This window comes from Acinetobacter proteolyticus, from assembly GCF_000367945.1.
In the GTDB taxonomy this organism is placed as follows: Bacteria; Pseudomonadota; Gammaproteobacteria; order Pseudomonadales; family Moraxellaceae; genus Acinetobacter; species Acinetobacter proteolyticus.
Window position 1 is genome coordinate 1 of sequence record NZ_KB849179.1, and the last position, 21452, is coordinate 21452.

The window sequence follows — 21452 nt, forward strand, 5'->3', positions numbered from 1 at the left end:
AACCACGGTTACAGCAGGAGATAATGTTGTAGTTACTCCAACAACCAATGCAGATGGTTCAAGCAACTATCAAGTATCGACAGCGAAAGATGTGAACTTCGACAAGGTGACTGTAGGCAGTGTTGTTGTTGATAAAGCAAGCAATACCATTGAGGGCTTGAGTAATACAGATATTAAAGCAAGTGATTTTGCAACCAAAGGTCGAGCTGCGACTGAGGAGCAATTGAAGAGTGCAATTACGAGCAATATTACTGAAGTTGTAGATGGAAATGGCAATAAGGTGAACATTGTTGATCAGGTTGTGAATAAAAATCCTGATAACAAGAACCAAGACTCGTTGTTCTTAACCTATGATAAGCAAGGTCAAGAAACGACAGATCGTCTGACGATTGGTCAAACGGTTCAGAAGATGAATACCGATGGTATTAAATTCTTCCATACCAATGCGGATACCTCTAAAGGTGATTTGGGTACAACCAATGACTCAAGCGCGGGTGGTTTAAACTCGACTGCAATTGGTGTAAACGCAATTGTGACAACTGGTGCTGATAGTGCAGTTGCTTTAGGCCACAACAGTAAAGCTGGAGGCAAAGAGTCAATTGCAATTGGTCAGGGTGCTGAGGCAACTGGTCTACAATCAATCAGTATTGGTACAGGCAACAAAGTGAAAGGTGATCACTCTGGTGCAATTGGTGATCCAACGATTGTTGATGGTGCGAACAGTTATTCAGTAGGTAACAATAATCAAGTGCTTACGGATGATACCTTTGTGCTTGGTAATAATGTGACCAAAACAGTGGCTGGTTCAGTGGTGTTAGGAAACGGCTCAGCGGCGACCACAGATGCAGGTGTTGCAGGTTATGCATTATCAGCTGCAACAGGTGCTGATAAAGCAGCAATTACTAAGACAACATCAACCACAGGTGCAGTTGCAGTAGGTGATGAGGCGAGTGGTATTTATCGTCAAATTACGGGTGTTGCAGCGGGTAGTGCCGATGCTGATGCAGTGAACGTTGCTCAGTTGAAAGCTGTGGGTAACCAAGTTGTAACAACCCAAACTGCGTTGGTAAATAGCTTGGGTGGTGGTGCTAAAGTGAATGCCGACGGTACTATTACAGGTCCAACTTATAATGTGGCTCAAGCGAATCAAACCAATGTTGGCGATGCGTTGACTGCACTTGATAAGGCAATTGGTTCTGCTGCAACAACATCGAAAACGACTGTAACCAATGGTCAAAACATTGTTGTGAATAAGAGCAAAAATGCAGATGGGTCTGATAACTATGAAGTCGCAACAGCAAAAGACTTGACGGTTGACTCTGTGAAAGCAGGTGACACTGTTCTGAATAATGCTGGAATCACCATTGGTAATAACGCGGTTGTCTTAAGCAATACTGGATTAACGATTGCAGGTGGCCCAAGTGTAACAACTCAGGGTATCAATGCTGGCAATAAACAAGTGACTAATGTTGCAGCTGGTGTTAACGCAACAGATGCAGTGAACAAAGGTCAATTGGATAGCGCAATTAGTAATGTGAATAACACTGTGAATGAGCTTGCCAATAATGCAGTGAAATATGACGATGCGACTAAGGACAAAATCACATTAGGTGGTGGGGCAAATGGCACAACAATCACCAATGTAAAAGATGGTACTGTTGCTCAGGGCTCTAAAGATGCTGTGAATGGTGGTCAAGTTGCGCAAATTAGAGATAATTTGCAAGGGCAGATTACCAACAATACCAATGATATTAATAACATTAAGAATGATATTAATAATGGTGCTGTTGGTTTGGTTAAACAGGCGAATAGCAGTGCTGAAGTTACCGTTGCTAAAGATACTGGTGGTACCAGTGTCAATGTCGCTGGTAAAGATGGTGATCGCGTTGTCACAGGTGTTAAAGATGGCGCAATCAGTGCAACATCTAAAGATGCGATCAATGGTTCTCAATTGAATGCAACCAACAAGAAAGTTGTTGAATTCTTGGGAGGTGGAGCTGGTTATGACAACATTACCAATAGCTTCACCAGTCCAACCTACACTGTCGGTGGTAAAGATTACAACAATGTTGGTGGGGCGGTTGATGCTTTAAACAAAGCCGATCAAGCTTTGGGCAATCGTATCGATAACCTTGATAACAAACTTGAGCAAGCATTCTACTCAACTAATCAACGTATTGAAGATGTAGAGAAAAAAGCCAATGCAGGTATTGCAGCAGCGATGGCATTGGAAGCAGCGCCATACATCGCAGGTAAATATACATATGCAGCAGGTGCTTCTTATCATGGTGGTGAAAATGCAGTTGGCGTAACTTTACGTAAGACTGCGGATAATGGTCGTTGGTCAATCACAGGGGGTGTCGCTGCCGCATCGCAAGGTGATCCAAGCGTACGTATTGGTATCAGTGGTGTAATTGACTAAGGGACTCGTTATGTCGGAGAGCCCTTAGGCTCTCCTCATCTCCAATAGATAAAGAGAGTAAAAATATGAAAAACATGATAAAAGCATTGGTTATTGGGATCGCTTCTGGTTGTGCAATGATGACTTTGGCAGCCGATGATGAGATCGTGGTTCAACAAGAGGAAATCAAATTTCCAGCTGTTGAAAAAAGTTATTTAAAACAGGTGCAGCGTTATGAATACGATAATGTTGCTCGCCTAGGCACTGGTTTAACCAAAGACCAAATCCGACATATCTTGGGAAATCCTCAATTTAGTGAAGGTTTATTTTTTGTTAAAACTTGGAACTATGTATTAGATGTCCGTCAGCCGAACAGTCAGGATTATTTACGTTGTCAGTTACGCATCGACTTTAATAAAGATACGCTTTCTGAACGTTTATCTTGGAAAGGTGAGGCATGTGAAGGTTTAATGGCTTGGGGAGCAAATAATCAAGTTCCAAGTGATGCCAATTTAAATACTTTGAGATCATCGAGTGTATTCTTTGCCTTTGATCGTTCGAATGCCAATGCAATTGAACAAGGTTCAAGTTCAGTTGCTGCAATTGCACAACGGATTAAACAAGCACCCTCGAATAGTCCAGTGATTGTTGCAGGTTTTGCAGATCCTTTAGGTAAATTTGCCTATAACCATCAATTGTCAGCGCAGCGTGCAAATACGGTTGCTAAGCTATTGGTGAATGAAGGGATCGATGCGAACCGTATTCAAATTCAGGCCAATAGCCAAACTGATTTATATCAACAATGTGCAGGACATAAAGCAAACCGCCAATTAGTTGGTTGTTTAGCGCCAAATAGACGCGTGAATGTCAGTTGGTAACAAGCAAGCATAAAAAATGGCTACATTCATGTAGCCATTTTTTATATCATTTAAAAAATATTATTTTTCAAATAAATAGAACTTATTTTTACAGATGGTCAATATTAAACATTTAGTGTAAAGAAATAATGAATATTTATGATGTTGCTAAATATATAATAAAATTGATTTTTATTTCAGTTTTTTGCTTTTTTAATATTTATTACGGAAAAGACGATTTGTGTGAACTGTCTGACAAAAACTACAGGATTGTTTAAAAAATAATCTAAAATATCTCGCATGAAATAACATGTTTAGATGTCAGTTTCATGTATTTAAATAATTAAAATGAGTATTTTACGTATGAATTGGGCTGCTATTCAAGATGAGTCGAACTTACCAGCTAGATAAAAATACTCAATATTGCAAACCATTTAAGAGGGTAAAACGATGTTGGAATCAAAGAAATTGATTGTACTAGATCAGATGCTAGTCTTAACCAAAGAAGGCAAAAATGATTTAGTTTATCAAAATGACACTTTGCTTAAAGTGAAAATGATTTCAAATCAGCATATTGTGGTTGAAGATGATCATCAAACTAGTTTTCTATTAAAGCGACAAGATGAAAATGTGATTTGGTCATTTATTTAAAGTAAGAATAGCCAGCATTTGAATAATAAATTTATTAAAAATATTTATTATTCAAATGCTTATTTTTATTATTTTTTGGTTTCTTAATCTATTTGCTTTTCATAAAATGAGTATTGGTTCTAATTTTGACCAAATTGACGCTATCCAAATAAAATCAGTCAATTCTATTTTTGTGCGTTGTTCTTACATTGAATAAAGACTATTGGGAAATAGCTCGCTAAGGATGGATCAAACAATGCAAAATAATAAATTCACACCGTTTTTAAGACCTGTACTTTTGTCCTGTGTATTAGCATCGTCATGGGGCATGATGAATACAAGCTATGCAGCGCCTGAAGGTAAACTGGATTTAAGCCTCTCTCCTCATTCACAAAATAAAGTTAAGCAATTATTGAATGATCCTAAAACGTGGCAACAGATCCCAAAACAAGTCACTCTGTGTGTGTTTTCTCCTAATGGTGAACATAGTGAAGCCTTTGAGCAAGCCACCAGTTATATTACCGAAATTCCAAGTATCGTCCGTGTCGCCAAGCAGTTTGGTGTGAACATGAATGTGACACGTCCGTCACATTTACAATTCAAATTAGATTTCGATTATCCAAAATTGAAAAAACAGGCGTCCACTTTGGTGAATCTTAAAGTGTATACCAATGAAGCTGTATTGACCGAAGATTTCCGTAGTAAACGTTGTGATGGCGCAGGGATTAGTAATCTACGTGCAAAGCAGTTTAATAAGTTCGTGGGCAGCGTGGATGCGATTGGAGCTCTACAGACTTATAAACAACTCAGTTCTGTGATTCAGGTTCTGGCCAATCCAAAATTTGATGAAAAGATGGTGAACAAAGATTATGAAGTGGTTGGGATTGTACCTTTAGGGGCAGCTTATATCATGGTCACCGATCGCAATATTAATACTTTGGCTAAAGCCGCAGGCAAGAAAGTTGCAGTGTTCCAATTTGATGAAACTCAAAAGAAACTGGTACAAAATGTGGGTGCACAACCTGTCTCAGTTGATTTGGTAACTGTGGGTGGCAAATTTAATAATAAAGAAGTAGATATTATGGCGGGTCCAGCCATTCTATTTGAACCGCTAGAATTACAAAAAGGTATGACCGATAAATCAGGAAAAGCCGTTGGGGGTATTATTAAATTTCCTGTCATTCAAGTGACAGGGACACTAATTATGCATCGTAACAAGTTTCCAGCAGGGATGGGCTCAATCGCACGAGAAGTCATTTCAAAACAGTTGAACCCTGCTTTTGAATTTGTTGACAAAATCGAAGCAAAAATTCCTGATAAATTTTGGTTGAAGTTAAATGAAAGTGATAAGCCAGGCTATGTTCGATTGATGCGCGAAGCACGTATTCAAATGACCAAGGAAGGTTTTTACGATAAAGATATGATGAAGTTATTGAAACAGGTGCGTTGTTCACAAGATCCAAGCAATTATGAATGTGCTTTGAAAGATGAATGATGTTTAAGCACTATTCATCATAGTAAAAGAGAATCATGGAAATACTAGGATTAAATTATAGGCTTGGTATTTCCAACCTTGATCAATTTGATGATACGCCATATGCAAAGAACTGATTATTAGACTGATAGAAATGGTTTATTTTATAGAATGAATAGCTATAGGATTAATCATGGATATAATTTTTAAAATTAAAAATAAGTTAATAAAACAAGATATTAAGCTAAACAAACCAGCAACATGGCAACAGATTTTAGCTTTTGAATATAAGTATCAAGTTAAATTATCACCAATTTTAAGAGCTTATTTTTTAGAATTTAATGGTATCGCCGACCGAGAAATGGATGAAAAATATTTCACATTTTTGTCGCTGGCGGAATTCCAATCAGTTGAAAGCATTTCAAGCTGCTATGATAAAGATAAGTATTTATATCCTAACAGTTTTGTATTTTCGGACTATTTAGTGTGGTGTTGGGGATATGCGGTACAACTCGATCAGCTTGGTTTAGATAGTGTCGTATACCAAGTGGGAGGATCCGAAAAAATAAAAATTGCAGATTCGTCACAGCATTTTTAAATCAATATTTGATTGATAGTGATGAATTATTATAAAAATATTGAATGGGGATTGTTAAAAGGTTCATTTGAGATAAATGGTTTATAAAAGGATGGGCAGAAGTTAAATTATTATTTTAATTCTATTTGAAAAAGATACTCCAGAGATGCCGCTGCATGGTCGTTACCCTGAACCCGATGAGTTCAAGGTGGAGGTGACGCATACTTACTGGGTTTCCTACTCGGGGTAGGCATACACTCAAAATACGCAGAACACATCCATAAATTTAAGTATCGGCAGGGGAATAGACGTACTGGCGAACACCCTAGAGATGTTTCCTATTATAGTTAAATCAACAACGACCACAAGAGGGAAATATTGAGATTTGTATGTTTTACTAACAATTAGTAAATTAAGTTTAATAGAATTATAAAATCCGAAACAGGATCAATGGTTATTGGAAATAAAATGGGTCTCCAAAATGCCGCTGCATGTCTTTACCCTTGAACACTAAGGTTCAAGGTGGAGAGCGCTATATATTTTCTGGGTTTCCTACTCAGGATAGGCATACACGCTAAATATTTAGAAACGCTTTCCAATTAGGAAATAATTCACGGCTCAGGGGAGTCAGACCGGCTGGCGTGCACCTCAGAGATGATTTAATTATAGTAAAAAAGGAGGTCATCTCAAGGGGAGAAAATAGAGAAATTTGTAAGTTTAAGTTTACAGTTAAAATATTAAATAGAAGTAATTGAATTGAAAAATATAATAAAAAAATTGGACTTTATTAAAGCAAATAATCTCCAGAAGTACCACTGCTGTCTTTACCCTTGAATACTCAGGTTCAAGGTGGAAAATGCTGTATATTGTCTGGGTTTCCTACTCTAGGTAGGCATACATGCTAACTATTCAGAAACGCTTTTCAATTAGGAAATACTTCACGGCTCAGGGGAGTCAGACCGGCTGGCGAGTACTCCAGAGATGGATTGAATTATAGTAAATTCAGATCATGCAGCAAGGTCTGGGCTAAAGTTATTTATTAATAATGCTTAATAATATGTGGATTTATGCTTGGCCCTTTAGGCTCAACGGAAAGTAGGAATTGCTGATCTTTTGTTGAATAATAATTAAAAATAAATAGATGAATTGACCTGATGGGATCACTTTGACTGAGATGAAATGAGGAATGGGAGATAAAAATAACAAAGTACAAGCTAGAAGGGGGAAAATTAATTTTTGTAAAAGTCGGGTTAATAAAAAAGCCTGAAATTTGTATTTCAGGCTTTTCTGATTCAGATGCTTTGTTCAACATCTTCCAGAATAGCTTCTAGAAGCCTTTCACAATGAGCATACTGCTGCAATGACTTATTCAAGCTAAATACTTCTTGAGCCATTTGCAGTGCCACCATAATCACCAGTTTATTATGCTCGACACGCGGGGCATTACGACGCATATCATGAAATTTTTGATTTAACAATTCTGCCGCACGTTCGAGCTCTTCACGTTTATCTTCAGTCGTGTTAAGACGGAAGGTCTGTTCAATTAAGCGAAGCTCAACAACAATAGGTTCACTCATGATCAGGTTTCCTCTTGAGTCTCAGCATTGGGGTGTGCCAGCTGCTGAATTTCTTGTGCATGTTGATCTTGTGCAGTGCCTAAAATTGAAAGGCGCTGGATAATCGCTTCAACTTTAGATTTTGCCAGTTCATTCTTCTGCAATAGGCGATCACGATCTTGCTGTAAATCTTGAATCTCTTGCTGACTATGACGTTGCTGTGCTTGTAGTTTTTCTTTATTCACACGTAAGTCATTGCGCTCAGCCAAAATCTCTTGAAAGCGGTTTTTCAAATCAGTGGTACTTTTCTCTAAACGGCTATAACGTTCCGCTAAAGTTGTTGCATCTTGATTCAGTTGTTTAAATTGATCTTGTAACTGAGTCAGTTGTTCAGTTAAGTTATCAACTTCTTCCTGCTTTTGCGTGATGATGCTATTTTTCTGCACAACTTGTGCATGGTGGTCAGTTTCAGCTAATTGCTTAGCTTCGGTGAGCGAAGTGTTTTCTCGCTCCAAGTGATGTAAGCGTGTTTTTAAAACACCAATATGCGCTTGTAGACGCTGTAATTGTTCTAACATAACGAAGGTCGCACAGAGTTGCAATCAAAGGTAATATATACAGCAGTATAGAGATTGGATAAACGAATGCAAGACGATATTTCAGGTTGGACGGAATGGAATGCCCATTTTGATGGGATTGAGGAAATTTCAAGTCCAAGTGAGTTACATGGTTTGCTCACAGGTATAGTTTGTGTGACACAAGCACCGACCACAGATGAATGGTCACAAATTTTAAACACCCTGAATGTGCCTGCTTTACAGCCAGAGGCACTGGAGAGTTTAACCGACGAAGCAGAAGACGTTTCTCATGCTTTGTCAGATGATGAGTTGGATTATCTACCGATGCTACCTGATGATAGCCACTTACTTGCAGACCGTGTGCAAGCGTTGGCAGATTGGTGTGCGGGTGTCGTTCTTGGTTTTGGTCTGGCTTCTGGTCATATTCGTGGCGAGGAACAAGAACTGATTGAACATTTACAAGATGTTGCAGCGGTTGAGTTTGAAGATTCGGATAACGATGAAGCGGGCGAAGAAAGCTATCAGGAGTTGTATGAGTTTGTGCGCTTGATCCCTGTAAGCTTGTCAATTGGTCGTAAAAAGATTGCTGTAGCCGAAAGCTCTTTATTACAAAACTTTCATGCCAAAAGCAGAAATTCAGATAATCCTGTAGATCCACAAACTGTGGTAGAAATGTTTACCCCGCATCGTCCGAGTTAACTCGGACTTTGTCTTATGACTTTATAAATAAAGATACTTACAATCATTCATCTTCATCTGAAGGAAAATATGAAATTAAGTCAAGCCGATTTTAAACAACGTCGTGATCTTCTTGCTAAACAAATAGGCAACAATAGCATTGCAATTATTGCGACTCGGGCAGAAATGTATCGTAATCGCGATGCGGATTATAAATATCGTGCAGACAGTAGTTTTTATTATCTGACTGGATTTGCAGAGCCAGAAGCCGTTGCCGTGATCGAAACTTTTGAAGAAGGTGAGGAATATAGCTATAGCTTGTTCTGCCGCGAACGTAATCGTGAAATGGAAATCTGGAATGGCTATCGTGCTGGAATTGACGGTGCGATTGAAATTTATGATGCAGATGAAGCTTATGCAATTGATTTGCTAGATGAAGAAATTATTGACAAGTTATTAAATAAACAGCGTCTTTACTATCGTATTGGTCAAAATGCTGAATTTGATGCACGTGTAAGCCAATGGATTCAAAAGGCAGATGCACAGCAGCGTCGTGGTGGTGCTGCGCCAGCAGAAGTGGTTCAGCTTGATCGTATTGTCGATGAGATGCGTTTGAAAAAATCGGCACAAGAAATTGAGCTAATGCAGATTGCATCCAATATCAGTGCAGAAGCGCATACCCGTGCCATGCAAACGGTTAAACCTGAGATGATGGAGTATGCACTGGAGGCGGAACTCAATTATATCTTTGGTAAAAACGGCTGTGTACCATCTTATAACAGTATTGTTGGTGGTGGTGAAAATGCCTGTATTTTGCACTACGTTGAAAATAACAAGCCGTTAAAAGATGGTGATTTAGTTCTGATTGATGCGGCGTGTGAATATGAGTTCTATGCATCGGACATTACCCGTACATTTCCTGTAAATGGTAAATTTAGCCCTGAACAAAAAGCACTTTATAATGTGGTTTTAGAAGCACAGCTGGCTGCGATTGATGCAACCCGTATCGGCAATCACTATAAATATCCGCATGAAGTGGCTGTAAAGATTTTAACCCAAGGGTTGGTTGATCTTGGTTTACTGCATGGTAATGTGGATGAGTTGATTGAAAATGAAGCATTCCGTCAATTCTTTATGCATGGTACAGGGCATTGGCTCGGTATGGATGTGCATGATGTGGGTGCTTATAAAACTGGCGAAGACTGGCGTGCTTATGAGGCGGGTATGGTGGTCACTGTTGAACCAGGTCTCTATGTTGCACCTGATGATGAAACCGTCGATGCAAAATGGCGGGGTATCGGCATTCGTATTGAAGACGATATTGTCGTGACAGAAAATGGACCGTTGGTTTTGACTAAGAATGTGGTAAAAACCGTTGAAGAGATTGAAAGCTTGATGGTGAGCCGTTAAAACCTAATTTCATTTTAAATTTTATTGGCTTGTATATTTCTTATGTCTCACCAGTATCATTCGTGGTGAGACAAGGTGAAAATATGAAGATGGATTCAGAAGGAAGGCCCTATCTCACTCAATATAGTGAGGATGGGTTTATTGATTGTGTATTTCGTATAATGAATTTAACCGAGAATAAAACAAGTTATAAATTTCATATGACCAGTTCATTTAACGGTGAAATTTTGGGATTAAATGCTGAGGTGATTAAAAGCATGGAGGGAGGTTTGGATAATGATATGCATCTTATTCAAAAACATGTCTATCGTGCAGGAGTGATCTTGTCTAGATCTGGTATCGAGAGTGATAATTTATTAAATAGCTTGAGTCACCTTTATCAGTTACCATTCAAAAAGCAACATAAGATGCGTGAAGTAGAGTCATTCACGGCTATTGCTCTTCATCAAGGCAACCTGAATATGCGAGAAGAGCAAGTACGAATAAAAATTTTTGGTCGAGATGATGAAGAACAGTATGATTTAGATAAAGATTACAATGAATCCTTTTTCAATCTTGATCTAAAAAATGGCTTTGTATACTGGAATGAAAAAGATGAGTCCTATAGAGAATCACTTATCAATGGATTGTCTGAATAAACTTGCAGCTATAATCGAAATAATACCTTTTTGTAGAATGTTTTTAATGGTTAATAATTCTAAAAATAACCCTTTTTGTGCAGCATATTGATTTAAAAAAACATAGACCAAACAAAGTACAAATTCCCTTCCTGATTTAAGTTAGAGTAAGATAGTCCCGAAACATCAAGTCATGAAAAACTGATAAGGAATAATATTATGCAGCAACAAGTCATCATTGTCGGTGGAGGTATGGTTGGACTCAGCCTTGCTTTAATGTTGGCAAAATCTAATATCGCAGTAAAGTTATTAGAAGCTGTGAAATATCCAAATTACGATGACGAAAACGTTGCCCCTTATCACTCCAGCTTTGATGCGCGAAATACCGCACTGTCACGCCGTAGCGTACAGATTTACCAAAAATTGGGTTTGTGGGAAGCCTTACAGCAACATGCTACCCCAATTCTGCAAGTGCATATTACCGAGCAGGGCAGTTTTGGTAAGGCGCGTTTAGTCGCAGAACAAGAAAAAGTAGAAAGCTTTGGACAAGTGATTGAGAACGCATGGTTGGGGCGTGTATTACTGACCCAAGTACGTCAACAGCCATTGATCGAGTTGATTGATGGTGTACAAGTGACTTCACTGACCCAAGATGCAGATCAAGTCCAAATTGAAGCCATGCGTAATGGTGAATATATCCATTCCTTAAAATCCAAGTTGGTAATTGCTGCGGATGGTCGTGACTCCTTTTGCCGACAAGCCATTGGCGTGGGGGTGGATGAGCATGATTATGACCAAGTCGCGATTGTGACCACCGTACAAACTTCTAAACCGCATCAACATGTTGGCTTTGAACGCTTTAGTGCACTGGGGCCATTGGCATTGTTACCATTACCGGGTGAATATCGCCGTTCAGTGGTGTGGCCTGTGAAAAAAGGCACTGAAGCCGAGTGGTTAGGCGAAGAAAATGATCAACATTTTCTTGATGCCTTACAGGAAACCTATGGTGATCGTGCTGGAAAATTTGAAAAAACAGGTAAACGCTTTAGTTATCCATTGGCTCAGGTTTTGGCACATAAGCAGGCTGTTGGTCGTGTGGTGTTGATGGGCAATGCAGCACATACCATTCACCCAGTCGCAGGCCAAGGGTTTAACTTGTGTTTACGTGATGCAGATGTGTTGGTTCGTTTCCTAATGGAGCAACTGGCGAAGTCAGATGATATCGGTGCGCCTGAAAATTTATTGGCCTATGAACAATCACGTTTGAAAGATCAGCAACGGGTGATTAAGTTCTGTGATTCAGTGGTACGTGGTTTTAGTAATCAAAATCCAATTCTCAAGTTATTACGTAATACGGGACTGATCGCATTTGATGTGATTCCGGGGGTTAAACCTCTAGTTGCTAACTATGCAATGGGGCTAAAAGCATGAGTGAGCTGTTAGATGTTGTGATTGTTGGCGGTGGCTTAGTCGGTGGATTAACCGCTTTATTGTTGGCTCAAGGTGGCGTACAAGCGACGGTATTGGATGCTGCACCTGTCCTTGATCAGGACAAAACTTTGGCTGTGATGAATCCGCGGGTATTGGCACTCAGTCAGGCGACGATTCACTTACTTAAAACAGTCGATGTTTGGGATGGTTTAGCGCGTCAAATGCCCTATTCAGGTATGCAGGTCTGGAATAAAAATGGCTATGGTGAAATTAATTTTGGCCATGCATCTGAACAGCAGCCTCAATCAGATCAGGCTTTAGGTTCAATGGTCGAGCCCAGTGTTTTGAATGTGGCGATTCAACAAAAAATGTTGCAGCAGCTCAAAGACTATCGAACTCAAGTCAAAGTGATTCGGATTGAACAAATTCCCCAAGGTTGGTCCATTCAATTGGCGGATGGTACAACCCTGAAAACCAAGTTGCTCATTGGTTCAGATGGCGCAAACTCATTTGTGAGAGAGCAGGCGTATATCGATTTGGATGTACTGGATTATCAGCAGGCTGCAATCAGTTGTGCGATTAAAACCACACAGCCGAATCAATATGTGGCACGACAAATTTTCCTACCGACAGGCCCCTTGGCTTATTTGCCGATGGCAAGTTTGGACGCTCAAGAAAATGGTTATTGGCAGTCGATTGTCTGGACTTTACCAGATGATTATGCCGATGAATATTCGGCACTCAGCGATCAAGACTTTATGCGATTACTGACCCAAGAAAGTCTGCAAATGCTGGGTGAAGTGGTTGAGGTACGTTCCAGAGCACAGTTCCCACTGAAAGCACGTGCTGCTCAGCGCTATATCAAATCAGGCTTGGCATTGATCGGTGATGCTGCGCATGTGATTCATCCCTTAGCTGGACAAGGCGTGAATATTGGTTGTCTGGATGCGGCCGTGTTATGTGATGTATTACTGCATGATTTAAAACGTGGGGTATGGGCCAATGAACAAACCTTATTACGTTATGAACACCTTCGTAAAGGCCAGAATGATGCGATGATGCATAGCATGTCTGCGATTGGTTGGCTGGAAAGTTCAGAATTATTTCCGTTTGTCTGGGCCCGAAACTTTGGTCTAAAACAGGTCGAACAATTCGATTGGTTTAAAGATCGTTTTATGCAACAAGCCAATGGACTAGGAACATTGAAAGACACACAATATGCATGTTAAAAAATAGTAGATATTTTTTAAACAATCATTTATAAATCAGAGTGAATTTGGTCATAAAAAGTACGTTTTAACAAATATTGTGCTTTGCTAAATCTGAAGAGCTTGCTAAATTCCACCTAGTTCTGATGGCCAAATAGCGATGATGAGAGTTTAGTCATTGTGGGGAGATGAAGATGACGGAAATGAATGATTACGACGAAAATACAGAAGATGCTGCTGTAGACGACGAAGAGGCGAAAGCGGCAGAAAGTGGTGCAGAGAGTGAAGAATCGAGCGCCAATGACGCTGATCTAGCTGAAGCGGAAACTTTAACCGTGACTGCGAAGCAGAAACAACGCCAAGCTTTAGAAGATGAAGTTGCAGCGTTTCTTGCTCGTGGTGGGCGAATTACTGAAGTTCCACCAGGCGAGCATCAAGATTAAGTCTAAATTGACATAAAAAAGCATCACGGTTGTGATGCTTTTTTATGTTGATGCGACTCATGGCTACAGTCTAGTGGCTGATGCAGTTCTTTGAGAATACCACATTGCTCAATGGTGCGATGTTGAGAGCATTGTTGCTTTAAATGACTTAAATCTTGTTGTAGATGCTCTAGGTTTCTAATCTTTTGCGATACTTCGGCAAGATATTGGTCAATCAAATGATCTACTTCTATGCAAGTCTGGTTCGGGTTGTTCGACAAATCCTTGAGCTTTTGAATATCCTGCAGGGTAATGCCAAGTTCTCGACAATGCTTCAGAAATAAAAGTTCTGACAGTATTTGTTCGGAATAATGCCGATAATTTCCAGCACTTCGTTTTGCTTTTTCAAGCAATCCAATTTTTTCGTAATAACGAATGGTATCGACCGAAACACCCGCCTTTTTTGCCAATTGTCCAATCGTGAAATTTATCATGCTTGACTCTGGAGTTACTCTAGGGTTTTAAATCACTATAAAAGATTAAGTGAGAAAAGTCATGGCAGGATGTGGTTGCAACACAACATGTTCACCAACACAAAAGATTAGTCCAAAGTTTAGAAAGGCTTTGTGGATTGCTTTGATCCTCAATGCATTGATGTTCTTTGTGGAAATTATCGGGGGATCGCATGCACGTTCAGTGTCACTCTGGGCGGATGCCTTGGACTTTGCGGGGGATGCTGCAAACTATGCCATCTCTTTGGCTGTATTGTCCATGACCCTATACTGGCGAGCGACCGCAGCCTTAGTCAAAGGAATCACCATGGCTGCATTTGGTATTTTTGTGATTGTTAAAGTGTTTTGGTCATGGTGGCTAGGTGTAACACCTGAACCAATGCTTATGGGCGCAATTGGTGTATTGGCATTGACTGTCAATGTCATCTCTGCGTTGATGCTCTATGCATTCCGTGATGGCGATGCCAATATGCGTTCGGTATGGTTATGCAGTCGGAATGATGCGATTGCCAATATCGCGATCATTATCGCAGCGATCGGTGTATTTGGAACAGGAACTATGCTCCCCGATTTATTCGTTGCTTTTGTTATTGCGTATTTAGGTGTTTCTTCTGGTTTGGCTGTGATTAAGCAGGCGAGAGCAGAAAGAAAAATGGATCAAACAAATCTCATGACCAAGGCTTAAAACAGCGTATCGTTATTTCATATTAAAATGATAAGGGGACGATTTTTGTAATCGCCCCTTAGGTTTTATTGATCTTGTTGGGTGAGTTCTAAAGCTCGTTGATAAGCGATTTTCTTTTTAATTCCGGTCAAATCAGCAGCCAATTGTGATGCTGCTTTTACCGATAAATCCTGTAATAGGCGTTTTAACAACGTATCCAGTTTATCTTGTTCCATGTCTTTTTCGGCAGAAGCACCGCCGACCACGACCACGATCTCACCTTTTTCTTGGTTGTGATCATTTTCAATCAATGTGACCAATTCTTTTAAGGTCATTTTCTTGATGGTTTCAAAGGTCTTGGTAATTTCACGGGCAAAACCGACAGGACGGTCTTCACCAAAAACCTGTACCATATCTTGAATACACGCCAAAATACGATGTGGTGCTTCATAGAAAATCAGGGTTTGGGTTTCATCTTTCAGTTTTTCAAGCTGGCTGATGCGTTGCGATGATTTTGATGGTAAAAATCCTTCAAAACTAAAACGATCGCTTGGCAAGCCAACTGCGCTTAAAGCTGCAATCGCGGCACAAGCACCGGGGACGGGGATCACACGAATACCGCGTTCTTGTGCAGCGCGAACCAGTTTAAAGCCTGGATCGCTAATCAGAGGCGTACCCGCATCACTAATAAGGGCAACATTTTCACCGTTTAAGATTTTTTGGAGAAGTTGATCAATTTTGTTACTTTCGTTGTGATCATGACACGCAGTGAGTGGAGTTGAGATATTATAGTGCTTGAATAATTGAGCAGATTGACGAGTGTCTTCTGCGGCAACCACCGATACGGATTTTAAAATATCAATCGCACGAAAGGTCATGTCATCTAAGTGCCCAATTGGGGTTGCTACAACAAATAATTGAGCACTCATAAAAGGTAACTCCCTAATGTATTACAAAAAATATTGGCTGCTACTATGTTTGGCAGCATGTATGAGCCCAGTTTATGCGGACGTACTGGTGATTCTACCCGAATCAGGTACGATGGCGCGAGCGGGTCAGAGCATCAAACGTGGTTTCTTGAGTGCTTATACAGCATCTGGTAGTAAAGAAAAAATCATTTTTGTAGATTCTGCCAAAAACAGTATTGATACGATTTTCAAGAAAAGGGTCAATAACAAGACTCGATTGATTGTTGGGCCATTGGCTAGACCTGAAATTGAAACCGTGATGCAACTGAATCCAGCAATTCCTGTGCTGGCATTGAATGATGTCAATAGCCAGAACACCAATGTATGGCAATTTAGTTTGGCTAAGCAGCATGATGCTGTTGCATTGAATCAATTACTCAAGCAAGACAAAATTAAAAACTTATTGGTGTTACGCCAAGCAGGAACTGAATCGGCGACAGAATTATTGATGATGGCATTGATGTCTGAGTTCGGCTCAGATATTCATGTGGTCAATGAACTCCCTAAAAAACTGGCTCGTAGAGAAGGGTTGTTGCTCTTGGGGGATCAACAGTGGTTAGAACAATTAGGTCCATTACCTGAAAAAAATATCTACGCCACAGCTTTGAGTATTGAACAAGACAAGAGCATTCCGATAGGGTTAAGTTTCTGTGATACACCGGCGTTATATAATGGGCAATGGACAGATTTAATCAGTGCCTATAAAGAGCAACCTGAAAATATGGCGTTTCAACGCTTACTGGCCTTTGGTGGTGATGCGTGGAGTATTAGTCAGCAGTTTTTGAATAGTCCTGATCGTCATTTTTCCTTTGAGGGCCGTACTGGGGCAATTAATATCAAAGATGGCAAAGTTTATCGTCAACCTTATTGCTATCAACAGCAGAAAAAGGGCATCCAACTGTTAAAATAAGATTGAACAGGTATGTCACAACATCGGCAAGATTTAGGGCAATGGGCTGAGCAGGCAGCACTTGCTCTTTTGCAATCGCAGCAATATGAATGTATAGAACGAAATTATCACTCACGTTATGGTGAAATAGATTTAATCGTAAAGCGGGATAAGCAGCTGGTTTTTGTCGAAGTTAAAGCCCGATCAATCGGGAGTTATGCAGAAGCCTGTGAAGTCATCTCGCTTGCCCAGCAGCGTAAAATTATTAAGACCGCACAATGGTTTTTACAGAAATCTCCACATTATGAGGAGTTTGATTGTCGTTTTGATGTGATTTGTTTTGATTTTCCACAGAAAATTGCAAAAACAGTACAACCAGATTTTTCAAAATTGCAGTATGATCAGCAATGGATTGAACATGCATTTACTTTAGATTGATTGATCGGTCTACTGTAAAGCTAAATATTGAAAATTGAACAAATTTGTTTGTAGATAGGGAGTCTTGCCAAGTGTTAAAACGTTTATCGATTACGTTGCTTTGCGCTGCAAGTTTATCGGGTTGTGCTAGTTTTATTTCTGGTGGTACAGGAAGTTCACCCGTTGGAACGAATAGTGGTGAACGTAGTCTAGGGCAGATTTTTATTGATTCTTCAATCAAACGTACTGCAAATATCAATTTGTACAAATTAGATCACCGTTTCAAACAGTCACGTATCAACATTGAAAGTTTTCACAGCAATGTTTTATTGACAGGACAAGTTCCTGATCCATATTTAAAACAACTGGCGGAAGACAATTTACGTTCAATGTCGGATGTGAAGGCCGTACATAACTACATTACGGTGGGTGACAAGGTGGGTTATAACACCATCATGCAAGATGCAACAGTTACTGCAAATACCCGTGGTCTGTTAATGAAAGCACCTGTTGTCTCTGACAGTAAAGTACTTGTACATACTGAAAATGGCGTGCTGTATGTAATGGGGCGTTTAAATACTGCTGAATCAAGAGATTTAGATGACGTCTTACAAAAAGTTGGAAATGTGACTAAAATTGTGACACTCATTGACAATGTGGATCAACCTTCTGGTACCGTAGCAAGTTCAACCGCGGCAGCGCCGATGGTCGGAACAGCAACGACACAGCCTTTAGTTGAGACACCTGTTGCAATTGATCCAGATCAGGCGGACCCTGCGACCATTACTCCAACTAATCCTTAATTTATGAAGCAACTTATCCAACAAGTACAAGAAAATGTAATCAAGGCGAAAACCCTTTATCAGGAGTTTCGCCTTTATGATTTTGCTAGTTATTCAATTAATTACCTAACACCCAAAGATACTTTTGAGAAGGAAGAGCATCTTGCTTATGGACTGAAAGCAAGACAGCGTCTGGATCTGTATCGGACTAAAAATCCGAAAAAGCAAAGACCGCTGATTATATTTGTACATGGTGGCTCTTGGCAGCATGGCAATAAGCGTGATTATTTATTTGTTGGAGAAAGCTTTGCAAGAGAAGGCTATGATGTTGCAGTCATTAACTATCACCTTGCACCTGAGCATATCTTTCCGACCTATATTGATGATATTGCTCAAGCGATTCACTACCTCAGCCAAAATCAAAGCAAATTAAACATTTCTACGGACAATATCATTTTGATGGGGCATTCTGCGGGTGCTTTTAATGTGATGTCGGTGGTCTATTCAGCCTATTCACAAAATTTTAAATATAAAGACAAGATTCGTGCCATTGTGGGTATGGCGGGACCTTATCATTTTGATTATAAGGGTGACCCGTTAGCAGAACACGCTTTTGATCTGAAAGTGTCGTACCAACAGGTAATGCCTTATTACTTTATTGAACCGAATCAGATTAAGCATTATTTATTGATGGCGGAGCAAGATCAGCTCGTCGGTAAGGAAAATAGTTTTGATCTGGATAAGGCGTTAAGAGAAAAGGGCAATCATAGTCACATCGCCGTGATTCCAAAAACGGGACATATCACTATTGTGGCGACACTGGCCAGTTTAATGAGCCATTATTTCAAAACCAAACGGACGATTCTGCACTTTCTAGATGAAGCCTTAGATCCTTAATCAATAAAAAAGCATCGTTTAAGATGCTTTTTTATTGTCGATCATTTGCATGATCATGCTATGGGCAATACTGCCTTTAAATGGAATTTCGGGCAGTTGATCAAACTTAAAGAATTGAGCATCACTAATTTCTTCAAGTTGTAACTGGATATCCCCAGATTCATATTCGGCATGAAAGGCGATCATCAGATTACTTGGAAACGGCCACGGTTGACTCGACATATAGCGAATATTTTTCAGTTTCAGTCCAACTTCTTCAAAAGCTTCACGTTGCACCGCTTCTTCTAAAGTTTCACCAACTTCAACAAAACCAGCAATTAACCCATACATATTACTTTTATTATGCGCAGATTTTGCCAATAGAACTTCATCCTGACCTTTGGTGATAATGGTAATGATACATGGCTGTACGCGAGGATACTGATGATAAGCACAGGCAGGGCAAACCATGGCATATTCTTTAGGGTGAATTTCAGTGGCATGTCCACAATGGCTGCAAAACTTGTGGTTACGGCGCCATTCCAGTAATTGAACGGCACGGCTAGCTTGCAGGAAGTCACTGCTGGACCAAGATTGAATCAATTCCCGAATAGGAATCAGTTGATAGCCTTCGGGAATGGCTTCATTTTCCAGTAGATCACGTGCAATGACGTGATCATTATGATGGATGGGCAGGTCACTTGCTAATTTCTCAACTTGAGGAAGTTGGAAGTTTTGGTCGACTAACAGTTTTTGGTGTTGAAAAATATAAGCAAGTGATAGTTGAGTCATTATGCGGCTATAGTTTGTAATTGCTGACTGTTTGATAATGCCACATCAAACATAGATTGCAATACAGGTTGCTTATTCTTCAAGTTATCCACTAATAAATCTAAACCAGCCACAACATTCAAGATGCAATTAATCTGTTCAGCATTGAAGGCTTGATTTTGGGCCAGGCGGTACTGGGCAAAATGAGCCGCACCCAATAAAGCAGTTTGTTGTGCTGAACTACCCAAGAATAACGCTGCGCCAGAAAGCTCTTTTAGATACTCAGGCAGGGCTTCCAAACTATGCGCAGCAGGGTCTTGAATATATAGGCTCAGAGTCTGAGTTAGGGTATCAATCAGAGTTTTGGTTTCGGTCAGTAATGCTTTATGTGCTTCATCTAGGCGATCAAGCGAAATCTGCATATTATTGACACGTAACTGTAAACGGCTTGAGGTGTAATTCCGTTCCAGAATGCCAATTGAATTCATTGAAGCCAGAATGCTGTTCATTAGCTGTTGCACCGAAGTCGCATCGGTTAAGGTATTCGGTTGACTTAGTTTTTCCGCTTGCTGAGTTAACTCTCTTGCCGCTTCATTTAAATTCAACACTTTAAAAACATTCGAGAGTTGGTGTAGCTTCTGCTGTAACTCTTGGGTTTTTTCAGCCGACATATTTTGATGATTGTACTCAATCTCATTTCGGATTTGAGCCATTTCATCGGTCATCAATTGACTGATGGTATGTACCGTTTCATAGTCAGGACCATATAAATGACGGCTTAACACCTGTAGCTGTGTATCGCTGAGTAATTCATCGCCAATGTTCAGTTGCTCACGAATATGGTGCGATACATCATCTTCTTGGCTAATACAGATGCATAGAATGTCTGCAAGATCAGCAATACTATTTTTAAAGCTTGCTGGTTGCAGCAAGAATTTACCAATATTGGTTTCAATTTGAATCAGGGTGCGAAGACGCGCTTCGGTAATCGAGAGCTCATTGATGTGGCTCAGCCCCACATTCACCAGTTGCCAGTATTGCTGACTTGGTTGAGCTGTTGCTAAACCTGCCACATAAACACCGACCAATTTAATCCCCTGTAGATCAAGCGCTGTTTCTGATTGTCGAATCAGTTTGTTTAAGCATAGTTTATACAGCTGATGAATATATTGTGACTGCTCCAAACTCGGTGCTTGTGGCAAATTAAAACTTGGCGTAATGAATTCAAGTAGTGGCTGTACCGTTTGACCTTCTTTGGTGAGTGGTTTACCTAATGCTTTCTCTAAACGATTGAGGGTATCGAGTAAGAATTGCGGAACTTTGACTTCACGTAAGCAAATGAATTCAATATAACGCTTCAGCATGGTGGTGCCTTCACTGAGGGCAATCACATCACTGGTTTGAATCTGCTGGGGTTGTGCCATAATTTTACGCATCAACTCAGCAGAGTATTGGGTAATTTGCGATAAATGCGGCATATCAATTAATGCCAGCACTTGTGTACATTGTTCAAATTGGTTCAGCGCATCATCAATCCCGAATGGTAATGCTTGTTCTTCGGCAAGGGTATTGACCGCTGTTTCTACCAATTTAATCGAATTGTCGATTTCATTTTTTATTATTAATAATGCCGTTGGGTCGAAATGAATCGAGGTTTGGTAAGACATATGACCTACACCTTTCCTAAGTTGTTATATCCATGGACCTCCTTTTTTAGGAGGTCTAAATCTTTAA

General features: G+C 40.0%; 21 protein-coding genes, 3 other RNA genes and 1 pseudogene. 16 read left to right on the forward strand and 9 right to left on the reverse strand.

The annotated features are described in order from the left end of the window. From F993_RS16710 to F993_RS16690, 5 genes and pseudogenes are all read left to right on the forward strand, one after another. The coding region (locus tag F993_RS16710; protein ID WP_004652604.1) for a YadA-like family protein at positions 1-2422 on the forward strand (2422 nt) is incomplete at its 5' end. A 65-nt stretch (positions 2423-2487) separates the two neighbouring features. Next, entirely contained in the window at positions 2488-3279 is a 792-nt protein-coding gene (tpgA, locus tag F993_RS16705) for a trimeric autotransporter adhesin/peptidogylcan-associated protein TpgA (protein ID WP_004652605.1), read from the forward strand. A 429-nt stretch (positions 3280-3708) separates the two neighbouring features. Then, a complete protein-coding gene (locus F993_RS16700; protein WP_004652606.1) occupies positions 3709-3909 on the forward strand; it encodes a hypothetical protein in 201 nt (66 codons plus the stop codon). Between the two features lie 235 nt (positions 3910-4144). Further along, positions 4145-5383 carry a putative solute-binding protein gene (locus F993_RS16695; RefSeq protein WP_004652607.1) on the forward strand — a complete coding sequence of 413 codons (1239 nt, stop codon included), beginning with the start codon at positions 4145-4147 and terminating at the stop codon, positions 5381-5383. A gap of 172 nt (positions 5384-5555) precedes the next feature. After that, positions 5556-5995: pseudogene (locus tag F993_RS16690) on the forward strand (SMI1/KNR4 family protein). A gap of 97 nt (positions 5996-6092) precedes the next feature. On the opposite strand, the gene ssrS (F993_RS19970) reads toward F993_RS16690, so the two are convergent. From ssrS (F993_RS19970) to F993_RS16680, 5 genes are all read right to left on the reverse strand, one after another. Then, positions 6093-6274, reverse strand: a non-coding RNA gene (gene ssrS, locus F993_RS19970) — 6S RNA. Positions 6275-6408: 134 nt separating this feature from the next. Then, positions 6409-6597, reverse strand: a non-coding RNA gene (gene ssrS / locus F993_RS19975) — 6S RNA. A 138-nt stretch (positions 6598-6735) separates the two neighbouring features. Then, a non-coding RNA gene (gene ssrS, locus F993_RS19980) (6S RNA) lies at positions 6736-6924 on the reverse strand. 307 nt (positions 6925-7231) lie between these two features. After that, a complete protein-coding gene (locus tag F993_RS16685) occupies positions 7232-7516 on the reverse strand; it encodes a cell division protein ZapA (protein WP_004652609.1) in 285 nt (94 codons plus the stop codon). 2 nt (positions 7517-7518) lie between these two features. Next, the gene (locus tag F993_RS16680; RefSeq protein ID WP_004652611.1) at positions 7519-8073 is read right to left on the reverse strand and encodes a hypothetical protein; all 555 of its coding nucleotides are present in this window, start codon (positions 8071-8073) and stop codon (positions 7519-7521) included. A gap of 66 nt (positions 8074-8139) precedes the next feature. Between F993_RS16680 and F993_RS16675 the strand changes: the two genes are divergently transcribed. From F993_RS16675 to F993_RS16655, 6 genes are all read left to right on the forward strand, one after another. Further along, positions 8140-8772 carry a UPF0149 family protein gene (locus tag F993_RS16675; RefSeq protein ID WP_004652612.1) on the forward strand — a complete coding sequence of 211 codons (633 nt, stop codon included), beginning with the start codon at positions 8140-8142 and terminating at the stop codon, positions 8770-8772. Positions 8773-8841: 69 nt separating this feature from the next. Further along, positions 8842-10161, forward strand: coding sequence for a Xaa-Pro aminopeptidase (pepP, locus tag F993_RS16670; protein ID WP_004652613.1), 1320 nt, complete (start codon positions 8842-8844; stop codon positions 10159-10161). Positions 10162-10244: 83 nt separating this feature from the next. Next, positions 10245-10799, forward strand: coding sequence for a hypothetical protein (locus F993_RS20590; protein ID WP_004652614.1), 555 nt, complete (start codon positions 10245-10247; stop codon positions 10797-10799). 198 nt (positions 10800-10997) lie between these two features. Next, positions 10998-12209, forward strand: a complete 1212-nt coding sequence (ubiH, locus tag F993_RS16665; RefSeq protein ID WP_004652615.1) for a 2-octaprenyl-6-methoxyphenyl hydroxylase — start codon at positions 10998-11000, stop codon at positions 12207-12209. Further along, complete coding sequence (locus tag F993_RS16660) at positions 12206-13438, forward strand: FAD-dependent monooxygenase (protein WP_004652617.1); 1233 nt, start codon at positions 12206-12208, stop codon at positions 13436-13438. Before ubiH ends, F993_RS16660 begins: the two co-directional genes overlap by 4 nt. Before the next feature lie 173 nt (positions 13439-13611). Beyond that, on the forward strand, positions 13612-13860 hold the full coding sequence (locus tag F993_RS16655) for a hypothetical protein (RefSeq protein ID WP_004652618.1): 249 nt from the start codon (positions 13612-13614) through the stop codon (positions 13858-13860). A gap of 23 nt (positions 13861-13883) precedes the next feature. Here the strand turns inward: F993_RS16655 and F993_RS16650 are convergent, their stop codons facing one another. After that, positions 13884-14333 carry a MerR family transcriptional regulator gene (locus F993_RS16650; protein WP_004652619.1) on the reverse strand — a complete coding sequence of 150 codons (450 nt, stop codon included), beginning with the start codon at positions 14331-14333 and terminating at the stop codon, positions 13884-13886. Between the two features lie 61 nt (positions 14334-14394). Between F993_RS16650 and F993_RS16645 the strand changes: the two genes are divergently transcribed. Then, positions 14395-15036 (forward strand): cation efflux transmembrane domain-containing protein, encoded by a 642-nt coding sequence (locus F993_RS16645; protein WP_004652620.1) that lies wholly within the window; start codon positions 14395-14397, stop codon positions 15034-15036. A gap of 65 nt (positions 15037-15101) precedes the next feature. Here F993_RS16645 and rsmI read toward each other — a convergent pair whose 3' ends face one another. Beyond that, a complete protein-coding gene (gene rsmI, locus F993_RS16640; RefSeq protein WP_004652621.1) occupies positions 15102-15944 on the reverse strand; it encodes a 16S rRNA (cytidine(1402)-2'-O)-methyltransferase in 843 nt (280 codons plus the stop codon). Positions 15945-15960: 16 nt separating this feature from the next. Here rsmI and F993_RS16635 point away from each other — a divergent pair, with 16 nt between their 5' ends. The 4 genes from F993_RS16635 (at position 15961) to F993_RS16620 (ending at position 18968) form a co-directional block, all read left to right on the forward strand. Further along, positions 15961-16893 carry a penicillin-binding protein activator gene (locus F993_RS16635; protein ID WP_004652622.1) on the forward strand — a complete coding sequence of 311 codons (933 nt, stop codon included), beginning with the start codon at positions 15961-15963 and terminating at the stop codon, positions 16891-16893. A 12-nt stretch (positions 16894-16905) separates the two neighbouring features. Next, positions 16906-17310 carry a YraN family protein gene (locus tag F993_RS16630; RefSeq protein WP_004652623.1) on the forward strand — a complete coding sequence of 135 codons (405 nt, stop codon included), beginning with the start codon at positions 16906-16908 and terminating at the stop codon, positions 17308-17310. A gap of 71 nt (positions 17311-17381) precedes the next feature. Further along, complete coding sequence (locus F993_RS16625) at positions 17382-18092, forward strand: BON domain-containing protein (RefSeq protein WP_004652624.1); 711 nt, start codon at positions 17382-17384, stop codon at positions 18090-18092. Between the two features lie 3 nt (positions 18093-18095). Then, positions 18096-18968 (forward strand): alpha/beta hydrolase, encoded by an 873-nt coding sequence (locus F993_RS16620; protein WP_004652626.1) that lies wholly within the window; start codon positions 18096-18098, stop codon positions 18966-18968. Between the two features lie 18 nt (positions 18969-18986). Here F993_RS16620 and nudC read toward each other — a convergent pair whose 3' ends face one another. Then, the gene (gene nudC / locus F993_RS16615) at positions 18987-19739 is read right to left on the reverse strand and encodes an NAD(+) diphosphatase (RefSeq protein WP_004652627.1); all 753 of its coding nucleotides are present in this window, start codon (positions 19737-19739) and stop codon (positions 18987-18989) included. After that, complete coding sequence (locus tag F993_RS16610; protein ID WP_004652628.1) at positions 19739-21385, reverse strand: hypothetical protein; 1647 nt, start codon at positions 21383-21385, stop codon at positions 19739-19741. Before F993_RS16610 ends, nudC begins: the two co-directional genes overlap by 1 nt. Positions 21386-21452 lie beyond the last annotated feature (67 nt).